This window comes from Comamonas sp. DB36 (assembly GCF_057914905.1).
In genome coordinates, this window is sequence record NZ_CP196631.1 from 320908 (window position 1) to 341044 (window position 20137).

Annotated in this window: 16 protein-coding genes and 1 tRNA gene; 15 read left to right on the plus strand and 2 right to left on the minus strand. The window is 67.6% G+C overall.

The features are described 5' to 3' along the window. Positions 1 to 210: 210 nt before the first annotated feature. From ACSVDO_RS01555 to ACSVDO_RS01595, 9 genes are all read left to right on the plus strand, one after another. Complete coding sequence (locus ACSVDO_RS01555) at positions 211 to 780, plus strand: LemA family protein (RefSeq protein ID WP_489594677.1); 570 nt, start codon at positions 211 to 213, stop codon at positions 778 to 780. Next, positions 777 to 2159, plus strand: a complete 1383-nt coding sequence (gene rsmB / locus ACSVDO_RS01560) for a 16S rRNA (cytosine(967)-C(5))-methyltransferase RsmB (RefSeq protein WP_489594678.1) — start codon at positions 777 to 779, stop codon at positions 2157 to 2159. Before ACSVDO_RS01555 ends, rsmB begins: the two co-directional genes overlap by 4 nt. Then, the gene (locus tag ACSVDO_RS01565; protein ID WP_489594679.1) at positions 2119 to 2787 is read left to right on the plus strand and encodes a DUF4390 domain-containing protein; all 669 of its coding nucleotides are present in this window, start codon (positions 2119 to 2121) and stop codon (positions 2785 to 2787) included. Before rsmB ends, ACSVDO_RS01565 begins: the two co-directional genes overlap by 41 nt. Before the next feature lie 2 nt (positions 2788 to 2789). Then, positions 2790 to 5138: a sensor histidine kinase gene (locus ACSVDO_RS01570; protein ID WP_332540212.1), complete on the plus strand. Its 2349-nt coding sequence runs from the start codon at positions 2790 to 2792 to the stop codon at positions 5136 to 5138. A gap of 14 nt (positions 5139 to 5152) precedes the next feature. Then, positions 5153 to 5842: a response regulator gene (locus ACSVDO_RS01575; RefSeq protein ID WP_332540211.1), complete on the plus strand. Its 690-nt coding sequence runs from the start codon at positions 5153 to 5155 to the stop codon at positions 5840 to 5842. Positions 5843 to 5910: 68 nt separating this feature from the next. Then, positions 5911 to 5986: transfer RNA gene (locus ACSVDO_RS01580), tRNA-Phe, on the plus strand. Positions 5987 to 6298: 312 nt separating this feature from the next. Further along, on the plus strand, positions 6299 to 7000 hold the full coding sequence (locus tag ACSVDO_RS01585; RefSeq protein ID WP_332548016.1) for an RNA polymerase sigma factor: 702 nt from the start codon (positions 6299 to 6301) through the stop codon (positions 6998 to 7000). Next, complete coding sequence (locus tag ACSVDO_RS01590) at positions 6997 to 8037, plus strand: FecR family protein (RefSeq protein WP_489594680.1); 1041 nt, start codon at positions 6997 to 6999, stop codon at positions 8035 to 8037. The genes ACSVDO_RS01585 and ACSVDO_RS01590 overlap by 4 nt, the downstream gene beginning before the upstream one ends. A gap of 219 nt (positions 8038 to 8256) precedes the next feature. Next, positions 8257 to 10767 (plus strand): TonB-dependent siderophore receptor, encoded by a 2511-nt coding sequence (locus ACSVDO_RS01595; protein WP_489594681.1) that lies wholly within the window; start codon positions 8257 to 8259, stop codon positions 10765 to 10767. Between the two features lie 67 nt (positions 10768 to 10834). Here the strand turns inward: ACSVDO_RS01595 and ACSVDO_RS01600 are convergent, their stop codons facing one another. After that, entirely contained in the window at positions 10835 to 11362 is a 528-nt protein-coding gene (locus ACSVDO_RS01600; protein WP_489594682.1) for a MarR family winged helix-turn-helix transcriptional regulator, read from the minus strand. 129 nt (positions 11363 to 11491) lie between these two features. On the opposite strand from ACSVDO_RS01600, the gene badH reads away from it, so the two are divergent. The 6 genes from badH to ACSVDO_RS01630 all read left to right on the plus strand — a co-directional run bounded on the left by badH (position 11492) and on the right by ACSVDO_RS01630 (position 19548). Beyond that, on the plus strand, positions 11492 to 12259 hold the full coding sequence (gene badH / locus ACSVDO_RS01605) for a 2-hydroxycyclohexanecarboxyl-CoA dehydrogenase (protein ID WP_489594683.1): 768 nt from the start codon (positions 11492 to 11494) through the stop codon (positions 12257 to 12259). Between the two features lie 31 nt (positions 12260 to 12290). After that, entirely contained in the window at positions 12291 to 13073 is a 783-nt protein-coding gene (gene badI, locus ACSVDO_RS01610) for a 2-ketocyclohexanecarboxyl-CoA hydrolase (RefSeq protein WP_332535724.1), read from the plus strand. Positions 13074 to 13094: 21 nt separating this feature from the next. Next, entirely contained in the window at positions 13095 to 14246 is a 1152-nt protein-coding gene (gene aliB, locus ACSVDO_RS01615; protein ID WP_489594684.1) for a cyclohexanecarboxyl-CoA dehydrogenase, read from the plus strand. Positions 14247 to 14273: 27 nt separating this feature from the next. Then, a complete protein-coding gene (gene aliA / locus ACSVDO_RS01620) occupies positions 14274 to 15917 on the plus strand; it encodes a cyclohexanecarboxylate-CoA ligase (protein WP_489594685.1) in 1644 nt (547 codons plus the stop codon). 39 nt (positions 15918 to 15956) lie between these two features. Further along, positions 15957 to 16946, plus strand: coding sequence for a Bug family tripartite tricarboxylate transporter substrate binding protein (locus tag ACSVDO_RS01625; RefSeq protein WP_489594686.1), 990 nt, complete (start codon positions 15957 to 15959; stop codon positions 16944 to 16946). Positions 16947 to 17019: 73 nt separating this feature from the next. After that, complete coding sequence (locus ACSVDO_RS01630) at positions 17020 to 19548, plus strand: mechanosensitive ion channel family protein (RefSeq protein ID WP_332535717.1); 2529 nt, start codon at positions 17020 to 17022, stop codon at positions 19546 to 19548. On the opposite strand, the gene ACSVDO_RS01635 is transcribed toward ACSVDO_RS01630, so the two are convergent. Beyond that, positions 19481 to 19837: a response regulator gene (locus ACSVDO_RS01635; RefSeq protein WP_332535716.1), complete on the minus strand. Its 357-nt coding sequence runs from the start codon at positions 19835 to 19837 to the stop codon at positions 19481 to 19483. The genes ACSVDO_RS01630 and ACSVDO_RS01635 overlap by 68 nt on opposite strands. Positions 19838 to 20137: the final 300 nt, after the last annotated feature.

Here is a 20137-nt window from a genome sequence, read left to right on the forward strand (position 1 = left end):
TTCGGTGGAGGGGGACGGCACCATCGCTGCGGGGCGGACCTTGGCTTGTGCCCCTGAACTGGTTCACGCCAGTTTCATGGGCCCTGGGCCATGGTCAAGTTGACTTTATTTTGAGCCGCGCCCCCGTACCGCTAATGGTGGACGGGGGCGTTTTCATTGGGTTTTTCATCGAACCGGCGCGCGATCAGCGAAGTGGGCCGGTCCCTGTGCATGTGGTCTATCTCCCTGGACTGGATTGTCCTGGCCGTGTTGGTCTTCTGGGCCGTGGGCGCCTACAACCGCGTGATGCGTTTGCGATCGGCCTGCGTTCAGGCCTTTGGCGCGCTGGACAGCTATTTCCTGCAGACCCAGGGGCTGCTGAGCGAATGGAGCGCGGCGCAGGCCAATGCCGACGATCCCGAAGGCACGCAGCGCCTGGCCCATGCGGCCTGGCAGCAAAGCCTGGCCGCGATGGGCGCGGCGCTGGCCGGCGCGCGTGCGCGGCCTTTGCACGCCCAGTCCATGCAGTCGCTCGAGCGCGCGCATGACGAGCAGTTCGCGGCCTGGCAAGCCTTGAAGAACCTGCCCGGGGCTTCCGATGACCTCGCCTGGCGCCTGCGCTGGCAGCAGCAGCAGGCACAGACCGGACTGGCCGCCGACCAGTTCAACACCGCAGTGGCGCAATACAACGCGGCCATTGCCCAATTTCCAGCGCGCGTGCTGGCGTGGTTCTTCGGATTCCGCGCGGCCCGCCCGCTTCAACCGGCCCTCGGGTCGCAGCTACCAGACACCGCAGCATGAGCCGTATATTCCCTCCTTCTTCCCGCGAGCCGGCACCGACCGCTGGCGGCGCGGCGCCTGCGCTGTCGCAGCAACTGGCCGAAGTCGCCCAGGCCTTGCAGGCCATTCTGGCTGGCCAATCGGGGACCCAGGCGCTCGCGGCCGTGCCCCAGCGCCTGCGCCCCGGCGTGCAGGCGCTGCTGTTCCAGGTGCTGCGCCAATTGGGCCGTGCCCAGGCGCTGCGCGCCGAACTCGCGCCGCGCACGCCGCCGCCGCGCGTCAATGCTCTGCTGTGCACGGCGCTGGCCCTGGCCTGGGATGAGAGCCAGGCACCTTATCCGCCGTTCACGCTGGTGAACCAGGCCGTCGAGGCCGCCAAGCGCGGCCCGGCCCAGCGCCAGGCAGCGTTCATCAATGCCTGCCTGCGGCGCTTTCTGCGCGAGCGCGATGCGCTGGTGGCAAAGACCGATGCCCAGCCTCAGGCACTGTGGAATCACCCCCAATGGTGGATCGCGCGTCTGCAGCAGGACCATCCCGCGGATTGGCAGCAGATTCTCGCGGCCAACAACCGCCATGCGCCCATGACGCTGCGCGTCAACACGCTGCAGGCGACGGTCGCGCAGTACCAGCAACTGCTGTCTTCGCAGCAGATGGACGCCAGGCCCGTGGGTGAGAGCGGGCTGGAGCTGGCACAGCCGCAGCCGGTGCAGGCCTTGCCGGGCTTTGCGCAAGGCCAGGTATCGGTGCAGGATGCGGCCGCGCAGATGGCCGCGCCGCTGCTGCTTCAGGGCCTGGACCTGACGCAGCCGCTGCGCGTGCTCGACGCCTGCGCCGCGCCCGGCGGCAAGACCGCGCATCTGCTGGAGTATGCGGGTGTGGGCGCGCCATTGCAGGTCACGGCGCTGGAGATCGACGCCGAGCGCAGCGAGCGCATCCATGAGACGCTGGCGCGCGTGGGCGTGCAGGCGAAAGTAGTCGTCGCCGACGCCTCGCGCCCCGACCAGTGGTGGCAGCAGGCCAGCGGCGGCGCGCAGTTCGATGCCATCTTGCTGGACGCACCCTGCACGGCCTCGGGCATCGTGCGCCGCCATCCCGATGTGCGCTGGCTGCGCCGCGACAGCGACATCGCCCAGCTCGCGGCGATCCAGTCGCGCCTGCTCGACACGCTGTGGCCGCTGCTGCGCGCCGGCGGGCGCATGCTGTACTGCACCTGCTCGGTCTTCAAGGCCGAAGGCGATTTGCAGGTGAAAGCGTTCCTTGCACGCAACACTCAGGCGCGCTTGCTGCCATCCCCAGGCCATTTAATTCCGGGCAATGCCGCGCAAACCGCGGCTGTCCCGGACAATGAACCGGGTGACCATGACGGATTCTTCTACGCCCTGCTGGAAAAAGCCCCCTGAGAGCGCTGCGCTCGCAGGTGTCTGGCGTGGACGCTGGCCGCACCTGCTGCTGGCCTGTCTGCTGTGGTTCGTGGCCTGCCTGCCCGGCGAAGTCCGCGCGCAGAGCGGGGCCTCGATCACGCAGATGCAGGTCGAGCGAACGCCCGAAGGCATGCTGCTGAGCGCGGCGCTGGCCTTCGAGCTGCCCGAGCATGTCGAGGACGCGCTGCTCAAGGGCATCACCATGCATTTCGTGCTGCAGGCGCAGGTGCTGCGCGAGCGCTGGTATTGGTCCGATCTGGAGATGGCGCATTCGGCGCGCTATCTGCGCCTGAGCTACCAGCCGCTGACGCGCCGCTGGCGGCTGCACACTTCGTCCACGCCTTTCACGGGATCGGGCCTGGGGCTGGCGCTGTCGCAAACCTATGACGATCTGGCGGAAGCGATCAACGCCATGCAGCGCATCGCGCGCTGGAAGATTGCCGAGGCCGGGCAGGTGCCCGAAGACATGCCGGTCACGGTACAGATGCGCTTCGGCCTGGATATGTCGCAGCTGCCGCGGCCGCTGCAGATCGGCGCGTTTGGCCGCTCGGGCTGGAACCTGCAGATGACACAGAGCCTGCGCCTGGCCGGCGGAGGCGCACCTTGAGCGTGCAGGACAAGACGGACGCCGTGGACGCGCCACTGCCGGTCTCGCGCCTGTCGCGCTCCGCGCGCTGGGCGCTGGGCGTGGCCGTGGCGCTGATGTGCGCCATCGGCCTGGTGCTGATGTTCCTGCTGGCGCTGGCCACCAACAACCGCGAAGTCTACGAGCGCAACTACAACTGGCTGTTCACGATGAACGTGCTGGTCGCGGCGGTGCTGCTGGGCCTGCTGCTGTGGGGCGGTGTGCGCCTGGCGCTGCGCCTGCGGCGCGGGCGTTTCGGCAGCCGCCTGCTGCTCAAGCTCGCGGGCATCTTCGCGCTCGTGGGCGTCGTTCCCGGGCTGCTGATCTATGTGGTGTCGTACCAGTTCGTTTCGCGCTCCATCGAGAGCTGGTTCGACGTCAAGGTCGAAGGCGCGCTGTCCGCGGGCGTGAGCCTGGCGAGCGTCACGCTCGAGACCGTGGCCAAGGACATGGCGCACAACACGCGCACCGCCAGCGAGTCGCTGTCGCAGGTGCCGAATGCGGCCGCGGGTTTCGAGCTCGAGCGCATACGCGAGCAGTTGGGCGCCGTCGATGTGGTGTTGTGGAACGAATCGGGCAAGGTGCTGGCCAGCGTCGGGCCGTCGAAATTCGATCTGCTGCTGCCCGAACGGCCCACCGCCCAGGAAAAGCGGGCGCTGCGCGAGCAACCGGCATTGGCGCGCATCGAAGGGCTCGACGATGTGTCTGCCGTGAACGACCCTGCGGCGCTGGAGCGCATGCTCGAAGCGGTGCGCGTGCGCACGCTGGCGCTGGTGCCCAACCCCGCCGTGGGCCTGCTGGCCGAGCCGCGCTATGTGCAGGCCACGCTCAAGCTGCCGATGGCGCTGCTGACCAATGCCATCGCGGTGCAGGAAGCCCACCGCGAATACCAGGAGCGCGCGCTGGCGCGCGAAGGCCTGCAGCGCATGTATATAGGCACGCTCACGCTGAGCCTGTTTCTTGCGGTGTTCGGCGCCATCTTGCTGGCCGTGGTGCTGGGCAACCAGCTCGCGCGGCCGTTGCTGATGCTGGCCCAGGGCGTGCGCGAAGTCGCGCGCGGCGACCTGCGGCCCAAGGCCTCGCTGCCCAGCGCCGACGAACTCAGCGGGCTCACGCGCGCCTTCGCGCTGATGACGCGCCAGCTTGCCGAAGCGCATACGGCCGTGGGCCAGAGCATGGCCGATGTCGACGCCGCGCGCTCCAACCTGCAGACGATTCTTGACAATCTGACCTCGGGCGTGATCGTGCTCGACGAGGCCGGCCATGTGGTGTCGAGCAACCCCGGCGCGACGCGCATCCTGCGCGTTCCCATGGCCGCCTACCAGGGCCGGCTGCTGGGCGATGTGCCGGGATTGGCCGAGTTCGCGCAGATCGTGCGCGAGCAGTTCGCGCAGTTCCTGGGCGAGGGCGGTGCTTCGCTGGGGCGCGACCGCTGGCAGATTGTGCACGAGCTGCACGGCACGGTCGGTGGCGGCGGCGGCGGCGTGGTGCACGACAGCACCAGCCTGGTGGTGCGCGGCGCTGAACTGCCCGACACCCAGCGCCTGCTGGTGTTCGACGATATTTCCGAGATCGTCTCTGCCCAGCGCGCCCAGGCCTGGGGCGAAGTCGCGCGCCGCGTGGCGCACGAGATCAAGAATCCGCTGACGCCCATCCAGCTGTCGGCCGAACGGCTGGCGATGAAGCTGATGGACAAGCTCGCGCCCACCGACCAGGCCTTGCTCGGCAAGTCGGTCAAGACCATCGTTGATCAGGTCGGGGCGATGAAACATCTTGTCGATGAATTCCGCGATTACGCGCGCCTGCCCGCGGCCGAACTGTTGCCATTGGACCTCAACGGCCTGTTGGCTGACGTGATGCATCTCTACGGCGAGGAAAATGCACGGGTAGGTGTCAAGGTGGACCTCGACCCGAACTGCCCGCCGATCGCAGGGGATGCGCAGCAACTTCGGCAGATAGTGCATAACCTGTTGCAAAATGCGCAGGATGCGACGGAGCAGGCTGCGGCCGAGACCGGCAGCGCGCCAGAGGCGGTCGAGCTCAGCACGCAGTGGAATGCGCTCACCGAGCGCGTGCAGCTGAGCATCAGTGACCGGGGACCGGGATTCCCGGCAAACATTCTGCAGCGGGCCTTCGAGCCCTATGTCACGACCAAGGTCCGCGGCACCGGTTTGGGCCTGGCGGTGGTCAAGAAAATTGCAGATGAACATGGCGCCCGGATCAAGTTGAGCAACCGGGTAGAAAACTCGATAGTGCAGGGTGCGCAAGTGTCGCTATCATTTGCCCCTGTAAGTAAGGCCCTCGCGGAGGGCTCCGCTCAGCGCAGCACATAGGCGTTTCAATACACATGGCAAACATACTGGTGGTCGACGACGAATTGGGGATTCGGGATTTGTTGTCGGAAATCCTCAACGACGAGGGTCATAGTGTCGACCTGGCGGAGAACGCGACCCAGGCAAGGGCAGCGCGTCTGGCCAGCAGCTATGACCTGGTCCTGCTGGACATCTGGATGCCCGACACCGACGGGGTGTCGCTGCTCAAGGAGTGGGCTGCGGCCGGGCAACTGACCATGCCGGTGATCATGATGAGCGGCCACGCCACCATCGACACTGCCGTGGAGTCCACGCGCATAGGCGCTTTCTCGTTCCTGGAAAAACCGATCACGCTGCAGAAGCTGCTCAAGGCGGTCGAGCAGGGTCTGGCGCGCAGCAGCGCCCAGGCCGCATCGTCGCCAGGGAATGCGGCAGCCGACGCGGGCAGTGCTGCGGTGCAGGCCGAGACCACGCACCACCATGCAATGTCTTCGGCAGTGCGCGTGGCGGCCGAAGCCGGGCCCGAGCAGCACCAGGGTTTCGATCTCGACCGCCCATTGCGCGAAGCGCGTGACGGCTTCGAGAAAGCCTACTTCGAATTCCACCTGGCACGCGAAGGCGGCTCGATGACGCGCGTCGCCGAGAAGACCGGTCTGGAGCGTACGCACCTGTACCGCAAGCTGCGCCAACTGGGTGTCGACCTGGGCCGAAACAAGCGAAATTAAGATTTTTTGAAAAAAATCGCGAATTTCATTTTTGCGGCAAAAAGTGCCCCTATAATTTAAGCTTCAGCGGCCCGGTAGCTCAGTCGGTAGAGCAGAGGATTGAAAATCCTTGTGTCGGCGGTTCGATTCCGTCCCAGGCCACCAAACATGAAGCCCCTGATCAGAAATGATCAGGGGCTTTTCTGTTTGTGCGTTTGCGCCGCGGCAGTGCGCCGGGATTGGCACATCCAGCGTGGCTGCGGCCTGGCGCGGCGCAAGCGGCTCCGTGGCGTTTGCGCGGCATATTAATGGATGAGAACTATTCTCAGTACAATCGCATACGATTTAATGTTGCCGCTCGACGGGCGCACGCGCATACGCCCATGGGCGGCTGTGGCGCGCATTGCCACTTCGCAGTGGCGGCCATTCCATGCACGCCGTGCCTTGCCGCCTTTCCTTTCCATCCAAGCGCCAGCCTTGCAGCCCTGGGGCCGCAGCTGCGTGCCTGCGCGCCAGGCCTGCAAGCTGATGCAGCGCGACCTGCATTCAAAGGACAGCGCGCTGGTGGAGCCGGCCGATGCGGCGGGCGGCCAGCTTGCCAGCCTTTATCTGCGCTGGCGCATTCCGGTGATGCGCATGCTGCGCCGCCACTTCGGCACCTCGGCGGAAGTCGAGGACGCGGCGCAGGAAGTGTTTGTGCGCGTTGCGGCCACGGGCAAGGTGCTGCGCCCCGAGGAGGAGCAGCCCTATCTGCGCCAGACGCTGCGCAGCGTGGCCGCGCGCGACTGGCACAAGAGCGCGCAGTCGCAGGGCTTGCAAGCCGTGGCCCATGAAGACTGCGAGGATGAACTCCAGGCGGCGCACGGCGATGACAGCGCCGCGCAGCGCCAACGGCTCACGCGACTGCACCAGGCGGTGCAGGAGCTGCCCCAGCGCCAGCGCCAGGCCTTTGTGCTGCACCGCATCGAGGGCTGCACGGTGCAGGACACCGCGGATCAGATGGGCATTTCCCTGCGCATGACCGTGAAGCATCTGGCGCGCGCCCTGGCCTACTGCGAGACGCGTGTGCTGTATGCCAGTGCCGAGCAGATGCAGCGCCTGCAGGCCATGCAGGCCTCGCTGGCCGAAGAAGATGACGCGGAACGCGCCGGTTCACGCGCGCAGGGCGAGACACCATGAGCGCCAGTCCGAGTCCATCCCTGCTGCAGGCGCTGACGCCGGAGCAGCTGCTGGCACTGAACCATTGCGCGGGCGACTGGCATGTGCGGCGCCAGCAGCCGGGCTGGTCCAGCGCCGACGAGCGCGCGCTCGACGCCTGGCTGGCCGAGCATGCAAGCCATGGCGAAGCGCTGGAGCGAGTCGGCCGGGCATGGCGCGAGGCCGCGCAGCTCAAGTCCATGTTCCCGGCTGCGTACGGGGGCGCTGCTGCTGCGCCCGTTGCCGCGGCGCAGCAGCAGCGCCGGCGCGTACGGCCGGGCTGGCTGCGCGGCCCGGCGCTGGCGTCGGCCTGTGCGCTGGCCCTGGCGGCCGTGGTCGGCTATGGATGGCATCGCTGGGACAACACCGCGGCCTATGCGGTCGATGTCGCCACCGGACCGGGCGAGCTGCGCAGCCTGGTGCTGCCCGACTGCTCCAAGGTGGCGCTCAATGCCAACAGCCATCTGCAGGTGCGCTACTTCCCGCGCCGGCGCGAGACCGTGCTGGCCAGGGGCGAAGCTTTTTTCCAGGTGGCGCCGGCCGCGGCCAGGCCGTTCACCGTTGCCAGCGCCAGCCACCAGGTGCGCGTCGTCGGCACGGCATTCAATGTGCGCAGCGGACCGCCCGAGTTCGTGGTCCAGGTGCAGGAGGGCCGGGTCGAAGTGCGCTCGAGCGCGGATGCGGGTGCCGCGGTGCTTGCCATGGGGCCGGGAACCGGGCTTGCCGTTGACACCGCCAGCGGACGCCGGCGCGAGTCGGCCGTCCCTGTGGACACCATTGCGGAATGGACCAGCGGCCAGATCTATTTCAAGCGCCAGCCGCTGGCGCAGGTGGCGCAGGAGCTGTCGCGTCATCTTGATCAGCCCGTCGAGGTGCAGGGCGCGGCGCTGCAGTCGCTGCCCATCTCAGGTTTCCTGGCGCTCAAGGATCCTGAGCGATTTCTGCTGGCCTTGCCCAGCGTGGCGGAGCTGCGGGTTCAGCGACGCGCCGAAGGTGGCTGGCTGATCAGTCGACGCTGAGATACATATAGTTTCACATTGGCGGGTTCCATGAATGAGGCCTTTGGTGCTTCTACATGACAGGGGTGCGGAGTTTTCCGTGCTCCATGCGCTGCCAGCCACGGAAATGAAGCCTGCTGCTTTCTGATTCCCAGCCAACGGCCCTACACCAGCGGAAGAACCGGCCTTTGCGCGCCGGTCTGCCGCCGTCAACAGGCAGGAATTCAGGAGATGCAGGTCATGCACCAAGGTCAGTCGAGGGAGTGGAGTGGGAAGAAGGAGCGCGCGGACGCCGCCGCATTGCGGCCGAACATGCTGGCGCTGATGGTGTCCATGGCCGTGATGGCTGCTGCGCCCACGGCGGTGAGGGCGCAGGTGGCTGCGGCCCAGGAGGCGCGGCTGTCGTTTGATCTGTCGGCCCAGCCGCTGCTCAGCGCGCTGCGGGCGTTTGGCCGCCAGACGCAGCTGCAGGTGCTGTTTGACGACGCGCTGGTCGAAGGGCGACAGGCCGCGGCCGTGAGCGGCAGCCTGTCGCCGCGCGATGCGCTGGCGCGGCTGCTGTCGGGCACGGGCCTGGTGGCGGTGAGCACCCAGCCCGGGACGTTCACGCTGCGGCCGCAGCCGGGCGCGAACGCGGCGGCAACCATGGCGGCCGTGACCGTGACGGCCCAGTCCATGCGCGGCGGTGCGACCGAAGGCACGGGCAGCTATATTGCGGCCGGCCCCAGCACCACGGCCACGCCGCTGGGGCTGACGCAGCGCGAGACGCCGCAGTCGGTGAGCGTGATCACCAGCCAGCGCATGGAAGACCAGGGCCTGACGACGATACAGCAGACGCTGGCGCAGGTGCCGGGGGTGCAGACCAATACGCTGGGCACCGAGCTGGGCGGCGCCAGCGCGCGCGGCTATGCATTCAAGAACTACCAGTTCGATGGCGTGAACACTTTTGTCGAGGTGCTGGGCGGCGGGGCCGTGCCTTCGTCCACCGTGGCCGACATGGCGTTCTACGACCGCATCGAGGTGCTGCGCGGCGCCTCGGGCCTGGTCACCGGCGTGGGCCACCCATCGGGCACGATCAACATGGTGCGCAAGAAGCCCACGGCCGAATTCCAGGGCTCGGCCGAGGCGGGCCTGGGCTCCTGGGGCGACAAGCGCGGCGTGATCGATCTCTCGGGCCCGCTCAACGCCGCCGGCAGCCTGCGCGGGCGACTGGTTGCGGCCGGCCAGGACGGCGAAAGCCATATCGACAATTACGGCCGCAGGAAGGCCCAGATCTACGGCGTCATCGAGGCCGACCTGACCAGCAGCACGCGCGTGACGGCCGGGCTGGAACACGAGCGCACCAAGGTCAGGGGCCAGGGTTCGTATATCGGCTTTCCGCTGTGGTTCAAGGACGGCTCGCGCACCGATCTGCCGGTGTCCTTCACCGGCGCGAGCCGGGACAACCGGCTGGACCTGGAGTCGACCAAGGCTTTTGCCACGCTGGAGCAGCAGCTGGGCGGCGACTGGAAGCTCAAGCTCTCGGCCAGCCACGCGCGCTCGTCGCACCGGGAGGAGCGCACCGCGCTGAACTCCGACAGCACTTTCTATGACACCGCAGGCAACGGCGTGACCCTAGGATCCGCCAGGCGCGTGGGCGACATAGAGCACAGCAACGTCGATGTGAATCTGAGCGGCCCGTTCTCGCTGCTGGGGCGCCAGCACGAGCTGGTGCTGGGAGCGGCCTATGAGGAATATGACCAGCTGATGCTGTCGCATCCCGACATCAGCGGCCTGCGCGGCAGCGCCGCCAATCTGTTCACCTGGGACAGGACCGGCGCGGGCATCTTCGGCCCGGCCAATGTGAACTCGCAATACGACATGCGCCAGGCCAGCCTCTATGGCGCGGCGCGCTTCCAGGTGAGCGACAAGCTCAAGCTGATCGCGGGCACGCGCATTCTCTCGCACGACTACCAGCTGAATGAAACCTGGACGGGCGGCAGCTATCTGACCCGGACCTCGGAAGACAGCGTGTTCACGCCGTATGCGGGTGCGGTCTACGACATCAACCAGGACCACGCGGTCTACGCCAGCTACACCACCATCTATCAGCCGCAATCGGCGCGCGACCGCAACGGCGCGGTGCTCGATCCCACCGAAGGCGCGAACTATGAAATGGGCCTCAAGAGTGCCTGGCTCGGCGGCCGGCTGAACACCGCGCTGGCGCTCTATCAGATCCGCCAGGACAATGCCGCCGAAAACGATCCCGGCTACTTCGTTCCCGGTACCGAGAACACCGGGGCTTCGCGCGCCGTCAAGGGCGTCAAGACCCAGGGTCTGGATCTGGAGGTCTTCGGCGCGCTGGCGCGTGACTGGAATGTCTCCGCTTCCTGGACCTACAGCGAGAGCAAGAAAGCCGATGGCACGCTGACCAATACGACCTTTGCGCGCAACATGGTCAAGCTGTGGACCACCTACCGCCTGCCCGGCGAGTGGAGCCGCCTCACGCTGGGCGGCGGCGTCAACTGGCGCAGCAAGACCTACTCCACGGTCACCCCCTGGCAGCTCGGACGCGCGCTGTACTGGGAACAGAAGTCCTTTGCCGTCGCCAGCCTGATGGCGCGCTACGAGTTCTCGCCGCAGCTGTCGGCGACGCTCAACATCAACAACCTGTTTGACAAGAAGTACATTGCCTCGGTGTCGGACTGGTGGAACTCGGGCAACTACGGCACGCCGCGCAGCGTGGCGTTGAACGTCAAATACCGCTTCTGACGATTTCGCGGTGCCAGGGCGGGCGGCCCGGCACCGCAGCGCGGCCATCAACGCCAATGGCCGCGCCTCAGATCTCTTCCTGGGCCTCGTTCCCGCCGCCTACCCACTGGGCATCGAGGCGCTGCATGTTGTCCACCATCTTCAGCAGGTAATGCAGCGTGTGCGTGACGTCGTTGATCGAGAAGTCGCCGAGCACGTCCTCGTAGTACGCCATGATTTTCGGCTGGGCCAGCACATGCCAGACATGCTGGCCCGACGCCGTCATCGAGACCAGGCGTGAGCGCCGGTCGCGGCCATCGGGGGTCACGGCGACATGGCCGTCGCGCTCCATGCGGCTGATCAGGCCGGACAGGTTCTGCCGGCTCACCATCAGGTATTTGGCCAGGTCGCCAATGCTCATCCCGCCCTGCGCCTTCTCGCGCGACAGCGCGCCCAGCACCGCCCATTGCTGCGTCGTGAGCCCTTCCGCCTCCACTGCGCGGGAGCCGGTTTTATGCAACATGTTTGCGCATTGATAGAGGCGAAAGAACAACCTGTTGGCAAGTTCCAGCTTGGTGGAGAGGGGTTCTTTGCTAGGGTTAACCACGGCGATCATCCATAAGAATGCGCTTGCGGCGGCAAACGCCAGTATTTAGAATTTGCGTAAACATATTGACCTAATTTGATTTGGCTTGTGCGGAATCATCGGTCAACCCGGCAACCCTGGCAACCCATAGGAGATGCAATGCAGCGATTTGAAAACAAGACCGTCGTGGTGACGGGCGGGGGCGGCGGCATAGGCGGCGCGACATCGCGGCGCTTCGGCCTGGAAGGCGCGCGCGTCGCGGTCTTCGATCTGAATCTGGCGGCCGCCGAGCAGGTCGCGGCGCAGATCCGTGCCGAGGGCGCGACGGCGCTGGCGCTGCTGTGCGACATCACGGACCGCGCCAGCGTCGACGCCGCCGTGGCCGCGACCGAAGCGGCGCTGGGGCCGATCGACGTGCTGGTCAACAACGCGGGCTGGGACGTGTTCAAGCCGTTCACCAAGACCGAGCCCGCGCAGTGGGACAAGCTGATCGCCATCAATCTGGTCGGCGCGCTGCACCTGCACCACGCGGTGCTGCCCGGCATGGCGGCGCGCAAGGCGGGACGCATCGTCAACATCGCCTCCGACGCGGCGCGCGTCGGGTCTTCGGGCGAGGCGGTCTATGCGGCCTGCAAGGGCGGGCTGGTGGCCTTCTCCAAGACGATTGCGCGCGAGCATGCGCGCCACGGCATCACGGTCAACGTGGTGTGCCCCGGGCCCACCGACACCGCGCTGTTTGCCGACTACAAGGAAGGCGCGGGCAACCCCGAGAAGCTGATGGAGGCGTTCACGCGCTCGATTCCGCTGGGCCGCATAGGCCAGCCCGCGGACCTGGCCGGCGCCATCGTGTTCTTCGCCAGCGACGACGCGGCCTTCATCACCGGCCAGGTGCTGAGCGTGTCCGGCGGCCTGACCATGAACGGCTGATTTCGTTGCAACCCCGAACTGGAGAGACACCATGAACTTCGAAGACATCCTGTACGAGGTGCGCAACGGCGTGGCCTGGATCACCATCAACCGGCCCGAGAAGATGAACGCGTTTCGCGGCCAGACCTGCGACGAGATCATCCGCGCGCTGAACAAGGCCGGCTACGACAAGCAAGTGGGCGCGATCGTGCTGGCCGGTGCGGGCGAGAAGGCGTTCTGCACGGGCGGCGACCAGTCGGCGCACAACGGCAACTACGACGGCCGCGGCACCATAGGCCTGCCGATGGAGGAACTGCACACCGCGATCCGCGACGTGCCCAAGCCGGTGATCGCGCGCGTGCAGGGCTATGCGATTGGCGGCGGCAACGTGCTGTGCACCATCTGCGATCTGACGATTGCATCCGAGAAGGCCATCTTCGGCCAGGTCGGACCGAAGATGGGCTCGGTCGATCCCGGCTACGGCACGGCTTTCCTGGCGCGCGTGGTGGGCGAGAAGAAGGCGCGCGAGATCTGGTATCTGAACCGCCGCTACAGCGGCGCCGAGGCCGTGGCCATGGGCCTGGCCAACGTGGTCGTGCCGCACGAGCAGCTTGACGCCGAAGTGCAGAAGTGGGCCGAGGAGATCTGCGAGCGCAGCCCCACGGCAATTGCCATTGCCAAGCGCAGCTTCAATGCCGACACCGCGCACCAGAGCGGCATCGCGGGCCTGGGCATGTATGCGCTCAAGCTGTACTACGACACCGAGGAGTCGCGCGAAGGCGTCAATGCGCTGACCGAAAAGCGCAAGCCCGACTTCCGCAAGTACGCCAAGTAGCCCGCGCGCGGAGGACACAGCATGAACCCCTATATCGACGAAGACCTGCGCACGCTGGCCGAACATGCGCGCCGCTTTGCCGCGGGCCGCGTGGCGCCGGGCTTTCTGGAGCGCGACCAGACCCGGGTGCTTGACCGCGCGCTGATGCGCGAGATGGGCGAGATGGGCTTCATCGCGCCCGAGCTGCCCGAAGCCGTCGGCGGCCAGGGCCTGGGATGCCTGGCGGCCGGCGTGATCCACGAGGAAATCGCGCGCGCCGACCTGAGCCTGAGCTACATCAATCTGCTGGCCTCGCTCAACGGCCAGATCCTCGCCGAACACGGCCGGCCCGAAGTCGCCGGGCCCTGGCTCGCGAAGCTGACGCGCGGGCAGGCGCTGTTCGCGATCGCGCTGACCGAGCCGCGCGGCGGCTCCGACGCGGCCAATCTGCGCCTGCGCATCGAGCGCGTCGGCAGCGAATACGTGCTCAACGGCGAGAAGACTTCGATCTCGGCTGCCGACCAGGCCGATGCCGCGGTGGTGTTCGGGCGCACGGGCCCGGTCGATGCGGGCGCGCATGGCGTCACCGCGCTGCTGGTGCCGATGGACGCGCCCGGCGTCACGCGCAACCGCTTCGACTGCCATGGGCAGCGCGCCATTGGCCGCGGCTCGCTGTTCTTCGAGAACGTGCGCATTCCCGTCGACCATAGGCTGGGCGACGAGAACCAGGGCTTCGTGCAGGTGATGCAGGGCTTTGACTTCTCGCGCGCGCTGATCGGTCTGCAGGTGCTGGCCGTGGCGCGCGTGGCGCTGGACGAAACCTGGGAGTACGTGGCGCAGCGCGAGGCCTTCGGCAAGCCGCTGTCGGCGTTCCAGGGCGTGTCGCACCCGCTGGCCGATTTCGACACCCAGGTGGAGGCCGCGCGCCTGCTGTGCCTGCAGACGCTGTGGCTCAAGGACCGGCAGCTGCCGCACACCGCCGAGGCCGCGATGTGCAAGTGGTGGGCGCCCAAGCTGGCCTACGACGCCATCCACCAGTGCCTGCTGATGTTCGGCCACGGCGGTTACGACCGCGGGCCGATGGAGCAGCGGCTGCGCGATGTGCTGGGCTTTCAGATAGGCGACGGCACGGCCCAGATCATGAAGACCATCGTCGCGCGCACCCGCGCCGGACGCCAGGCCGTTCCGGCCTGAACGCAGCGCACAACAAGGAGACAAAACATGGAATTCGACGCCGTACTCCTGCCCGCGCGCCGCGCGCGCATGGTGGCCCAGGGCCTGTGGCATGACCGCACCATCAACGACGATCTCGATGCCTGCGTCGCGGTCTGCCCCGACAAGCTGGCGCTCACGGCGCTGCAGGTCGAGAGCGGGGCCGTGCAGCGCTTCACCTACCGCGAAATGGCGCGCATGGCCGACCGCATTGCCGTCGGGCTGTCGCGGCTGGGCGTGGGCCGCAACGATGTCGTCGCCTGCCAGCTGCCCAACTGGTGGCAGTTCACGCTGACGTATCTCGCCTGCTCGCGCATAGGTGCGGTGATGAATCCGCTGATGCATATCTTTCGCGAGCGCGAGCTGTCTTTCATGCTGCAGCACGGTGAGGCCAAGGTGCTGATCGCGCCCAGGACGTTTCGCGGCTTCGACTTCGAGGCCATGGCGGCCGGCCTGCAGCCGCAGCTTCCCGGCCTGGAGCATGTCGTGCTGGTCGGCGGCGCAGGCGCCAACAGCTTCGAGGCGCTGCTCAGCGGGCCCGAATGGGAGAACGCGCCCGATGCACGCGAGATCCTCACGCGCAGCCGGCCCGGGCCCGACGATGTGACCCAGCTGATCTACACCTCGGGAACGACGGGCGAGCCCAAGGGCGTGATGCATTCGGCCAACAGCGTGATGGCCAACATCATTCCCTACGCCCGGCGCCTGCAGCTGGGCGCGGACGACGTGGTGCTGATGGCCTCGCCGATGGCGCATCAGACAGGCTTCATGTACGGGCTGATGATGCCCATCATGCTGCGCACCAGCGTGGTGCTGCAGGACATCTGGGAGCCCAGGCAGGCGATCGCGCTGGTGCGCCAGGAGGGCGCGACGTTCACCATGGCGTCTACGCCGTTCCTCACCGACCTGGCCAGAACCGTGGCCGAGACCGGCGAGGGCCTGCCCACGCTGCGCACCTTCCTGTGCGCGGGCGCGCCGATTCCCGGGCCGCTGGTGGAGCAGGCGCGCGCCGCGCTCGGCGCCAAGGTGGTCTCGGCCTGGGGCATGACCGAGAACGGCGCGGTGACGCTCACGCGGCTCGATGACAGCGACGAGCGCTCGTTCAACACCGACGGCTGCCCGCTGCCCGGCGTGGAGATCAAGGTGGTCGACGTCGACGGCCAGGACCTTGCCGTGGGCGAGGCCGGCCGGCTGCTGCTGCGCGCCTGCTCCAATTTCGGCGGCTATCTGCGCCGCCCGCACCTCAACGCCACCGATGCCGAGGACTGGCTGGACACCGGCGACCTGGGCTATCTCGACGCCCGCGGCTATCTGCGCATCACGGGCCGCAGCAAGGACGTGATCATCCGCGGCGGCGAGAACATCCCGGTGGTGGAAATCGAGTCGCTGCTGTACCGCCACCCGGCGATCGCCATGGCGGCCATCGTCGCCTACCCCGACGAACGCCTGGGCGAGCGCGCCTGCGCGGTGGTCGTGCCCAAGCCCGGCCAGAGCATCGATCTGCGCGCCATCCAGGACTTCCTCAAGGCGCAGAAGGTCGCGATCCAGTACATCCCCGAACGGCTGATCGTGCGCGACGCGATTCCGTCGACGCCCTCCGGGAAGATTCAGAAATTCAAGCTGCGCGAGATGCTGCTGGCCGATCCGGCCTGAACCCCCCCGGCCATTCCCACCACCATGACGGAGACAACGATGAGCTTTCCCCTGAGAAAAACCGCGCTGCGCCGCTGCGCGCTGGCCGCCCTGTCTCTGTGCGCTGCGGGGGCGCTGCAGGCGCAGAGCGCCGCGCCCTGGCCGACCAAGACAATACGCATCGTCGTGGGCTTTGCGCCGGGCGGCAGCACCGACGTGATGGCGCGCATTCTGGCGCAGTCCATGGGCGAGTCGCTGGGCCAGGCGGTGATCATCGAGAACAAGCCCGGTGCGAGCGGCAACATCGCGGCCGCCGAAGTGGTGCGCGCCGCGCCCGACGGCTACGCTTTCCTGATCGCGCCGACTTCGGTGGAGACCGCCAATCCCTCGCTGTTCAAGTCCAGCCTGCTGCCGTCGCGCGACCTCACTCCCGTGGGCGGCGTGGGCCGCACGCAGATGTACCTCGTGGCCAAGCCGCAGATGGATGTCAAGGACGCGCGCGGACTGGTTGCGCTCGCCAGGGCGCAGCCCGGCAAGCTGTCCTATGCGTCGGCCGGCACGGGCACGCCGCCGCACCTGGCCTGCGAGCTGTTCAAGCTGGCCACGGGCACCTACGTGACCCATGTGCCCTACCGCGGCGCGGCGCCGGCGCTGCTTGACGTGGTCTCGGGCCAGGCCGACTTCGTCTGCGATCCCGGCATCGCGTTTCCGCATATCCGCAGCCACAAGGTCAAGCTGCTGGGCGTGGTCAGCTCCAAGCGCTCGCCGTTCTTTCCCGAGGTGCCCACCATCGCCGAGCAGGGCTTTGCGGGCGCGGACCTCGATATCTGGTTCGGCATGTGGGCGCCCAACGGCACGCCGGCCGAAGTCATCGCGCGCATGAACCGCGAGCTCGCCAAGGCGCTGGCGCTGCCGGTCACCAGGGCACGCTATGCCGATCTCGGCGCCGAGCCGGTGCCGCTGACTACGCCCGAGTTCAAGTCGCTGCTGGTCAACGAAGGCAAGCTGCTGTCGGCCTTGATCAAGGAGCAGAAGATCGTCGTCGACTGAGCGCCTGGCGCCGACGGCAGCGTGATGGCAACAGGGCTTGCCAAGAACCCTGCATTGCTCCGACCATAGCGGAATGCAACGTTACGCTCTTTCGCTTTACGCCTTTGCCCTGGCCGCCTTCATGGCACTGGCGTGCACGCTGGCCCAGGCCCAGCAGGCGGGCGCCCCGGCGCCGCCCGCCGCGGTCCAGCCGATCGCGCTGCAGGACATCCTGGCGCGCGCCGATGACGATCAGCAGCGCGTCGAGCAGGCCAAGCGCCTGCTGGCCGCGCCCGACCCGCTGCTGCATCTGCAAAAGCAGCTCGGCGAGATCGCCGCGCCGGTCGATGCCAAACTGCACAACGCCGCCGGCGTTGCCTTGCGCGAGCTGCCCGTCATGCGCCTGGAAAGCCTGGCGCGGCACTGGCAGTTCGACATCCGCCGTCATGAGCGCTGGGAAGCCGAGGCGCGCCGGGCGTTTGCGCCTTATGGCGACAGCGCGCTCTATCTGGCACAGCGCCGCGCGGCCTGGTCGGCGACGCGCGCCCAGGGCCTGCTGGAAGGCCTGCCAGCGGTGCTGGCCGAGCGCGTGGAGGGCATGCTCAGTGGCATCGATGCCGCCGAGGCCGCGCTGGGCGCGGCGCTGTCGCGCCAGTTCGCACTGCTGCAGCAAGCCAGCGAACTCAAGGCGCGCATCGATGCCGGCGGCAACGATGTGGCCGCCGCCATCGCCGAGATCGACCGCGGGCTGCTGCGCAAGGACGCGCCGGCGCTGTGGCAGGGATTGGAGCGGGCGGATGCGGCAGCGCCGTCTCCGCAGCTGCAGATGGATCGCGGGCTGGAGATAGAGCGGCAGTTCGCCATCGACTACAACGCCGCGGACACCGGCAATCAGCGCGCGCTGCAGGCAGTGCAGCTGCTGCTGCTGCCCGTCATCGTCTGGCTGGTGGTGCGCAGCCGGCATGCGCTGCCGGCGGCCGATGCAGCGCGCAGCGCAGCGTCGGCCGCCACGCTGGCACTGCGCCGCCCGCTGTCGGCCTGGCTGCTGCTGTCTTTGCTGGCGGTGCTGGCCTTCGAAGCCGATGCGCCGCTGCTGGTGCAGGAGTTTGTGCTGCTGCTGGCGCTGGTGCCTGCGCTGCGCCTGCTGCCCGCGGGCGCGCTGCGCGCGCTCGGTGCCTGGCCCTATGTGGCCGTGGTGCTGTACGTGCTGGACCGCGTGGGCGTGGCCGTGCCCGTCGACAAGGGCTGGTACCGCCTGTACCTGCTGGGGCTCAACGCGCTGGCGCTGGGGCTGACGGTCTGGCTGCTGCGCCGCAGCGCGCGCCAGTCGCCGGTGCCCGCAGGGGCCGGCCTGCGCCTGCGCGAGACCGTGCGCACCGTGGCCTGGGCCGTGCTGGGCCTGCTGGCGGTTGCGGCCATCGCCAACGTCGTGGGCAATGTGTCGCTGGCCGAAACGCTGACCAGCGGCGTGATCGACAGCGGCTACATGGCGCTGCTGCTGTATGCGGGCGTGAACGCCTGCCTGGGCCTGCTGCGCGCCTTGTTCGGCCAGCCCGAGCTGGTCCACCGGCGGCTGGTGCGCGAGCATGGCGCGCTGGTGCAGACCGCCTGCACGCGACTGCTGCTGCTGGCCGCGGGCATCGGCTGGCTGATCTACAGCATGGACCGGTTCCGCGTGCTGCGCCCCTTGCATGACGCGAGCACCAACGTGCTGGCGCTCGGCATCAGCGCGGGGGAAGTGTCCATTCACCTGGGCGATGTGCTGACGTTCGCGTTCTCCGCCTGGCTCGCGCTGTGGGCCGCGCGTGCCGTGCGCCGCCTGCTGCGCGACGAGCTTCCGGGCCGTGCGGGCCTGCCGCGCGGCGCGGGCAACAGCATTGCCTCGCTGAGCTATTACGGCGTGCTGCTGGTGGGGCTGCTGATTGCGCTGTCGGCCGCGGGCTTCAAGGTCAGCCAGCTGACGCTGGTGTTCGGCGCGCTGGGCGTGGGCATAGGCTTCGGACTGCAGAACGTGGTCAACAACTTTGTCTCGGGCCTGGTGCTGATGTTCGAGCGGCCCATACAGCCCGGCGATGTGGTGGACGTGGCCGGCATTTCGGGCACGGTGCGCGGCATAGGTTTGCGCGCCACCGTGATCCGCACGTTCGAAGGCGCGGACGTGGTCGTGCCGAACGGGCAGCTGCTCAACGGCAATCTGAGCAACTGGACGATGTATGACCGCAACCGGCGCGTGGAAGTGCCGGTCAGCGTGGCCTATGGCAGCGATGTCGGCCGGGTTGTCGCCTTGCTGCAGGCCGCGGCTGCCCAGACACCGGGCGTCGCCGAGACACCGGCGCCCGTGGTCGCGATGACGGGCTATGGCGACAGCGGGCTCAACTTCTCGGTGCGTGTCTGGACCCATGACCAGGACGGCTGGGTCGTGCTGCGCAGCGATCTGCTGGCGCGCATGCTCATGGCACTGGACGCCGCAGGGATTACAATTCCTTACAATCGACTGGATGTCACGCTGCGCTCTGCAATGCCGCCGGTGGAGGCCGAGACCGGCGAGAGGACGATCAGGCCGGGAACAGCTTCTGTATCTGTTCCAGCGTCACCGGCTTCTGGAAATAGTGGTCCACGGTGACGAAGGTCTCGCGCACGCGCGGGTCGTCGGGGGGGGATCCGGTGACCGCGACCAGGATCACGTCGTCGCCGAATTGTTCGCGGAACTGGCGCGCGAGTTCGAGGCCGTCCATGCCGGCCATGGTGATGTCGAGCATGACGCAATGCGGCCTGTCGGTTTGCGCCCGCGCCAGGGCATCTTCGCCGCCATAAAAAGGCCGGGCATGATGGCCCATGAGACCCAGCAGCGTGGCAAGCGAGTCCGCGGCATCCCTCGAGTCGTCGACGACGTAGACTGTCAACTGGTCCACAATATTCCTTCACGTGCGTGATCCGCCATTGTGCCTGTTTGGCGCCGGCAAACATACTCGGTAAACCCATGGACAGGCAGGAAAACCACGCGGCCGCAAGCTTGACCGAAATCCTGCGCCTGCCGGGCTGGCGCGTGCACACAGCCTATGTGGTCGCATGGTGCTCGACGCCGCTATCGAGTACCAGGCCAGCGCGGTGTTCCTGCACATAGGCACGCCGGAGATGGACAGCACTGCCGTGCTGTGCGCACGGCAAGGCGATGTTCGCCGCCGCGGTCACCGCCTGGGGTGCCGAAGACC

Coding starts and splice junctions, on each gene's coding strand:
- ACSVDO_RS01555 (WP_489594677.1), top strand. CDS start 211: ATGTGGTCTATCTCCCTGGACTGGATTGTCCTGGCCGTGTTGGTCTTC.
- rsmB (WP_489594678.1), top strand. CDS start 777: ATGAGCCGTATATTCCCTCCTTCTTCCCGCGAGCCGGCACCGACCGCT.
- ACSVDO_RS01565 (WP_489594679.1), top strand. CDS start 2,119: ATGACGGATTCTTCTACGCCCTGCTGGAAAAAGCCCCCTGAGAGCGCT.
- ACSVDO_RS01575 (WP_332540211.1), top strand. CDS start 5,153: ATGGCAAACATACTGGTGGTCGACGACGAATTGGGGATTCGGGATTTG.
- ACSVDO_RS01590 (WP_489594680.1), top strand. CDS start 6,997: ATGAGCGCCAGTCCGAGTCCATCCCTGCTGCAGGCGCTGACGCCGGAG.
- ACSVDO_RS01595 (WP_489594681.1), top strand. CDS start 8,257: ATGCACCAAGGTCAGTCGAGGGAGTGGAGTGGGAAGAAGGAGCGCGCG.
- ACSVDO_RS01600 (WP_489594682.1), bottom strand. CDS start 11,362: ATGATCGCCGTGGTTAACCCTAGCAAAGAACCCCTCTCCACCAAGCTG.
- badH (WP_489594683.1), top strand. CDS start 11,492: ATGCAGCGATTTGAAAACAAGACCGTCGTGGTGACGGGCGGGGGCGGC.
- badI (WP_332535724.1), top strand. CDS start 12,291: ATGAACTTCGAAGACATCCTGTACGAGGTGCGCAACGGCGTGGCCTGG.
- aliB (WP_489594684.1), top strand. CDS start 13,095: ATGAACCCCTATATCGACGAAGACCTGCGCACGCTGGCCGAACATGCG.
- aliA (WP_489594685.1), top strand. CDS start 14,274: ATGGAATTCGACGCCGTACTCCTGCCCGCGCGCCGCGCGCGCATGGTG.
- ACSVDO_RS01625 (WP_489594686.1), top strand. CDS start 15,957: ATGAGCTTTCCCCTGAGAAAAACCGCGCTGCGCCGCTGCGCGCTGGCC.
- ACSVDO_RS01630 (WP_332535717.1), top strand. CDS start 17,020: ATGCAACGTTACGCTCTTTCGCTTTACGCCTTTGCCCTGGCCGCCTTC.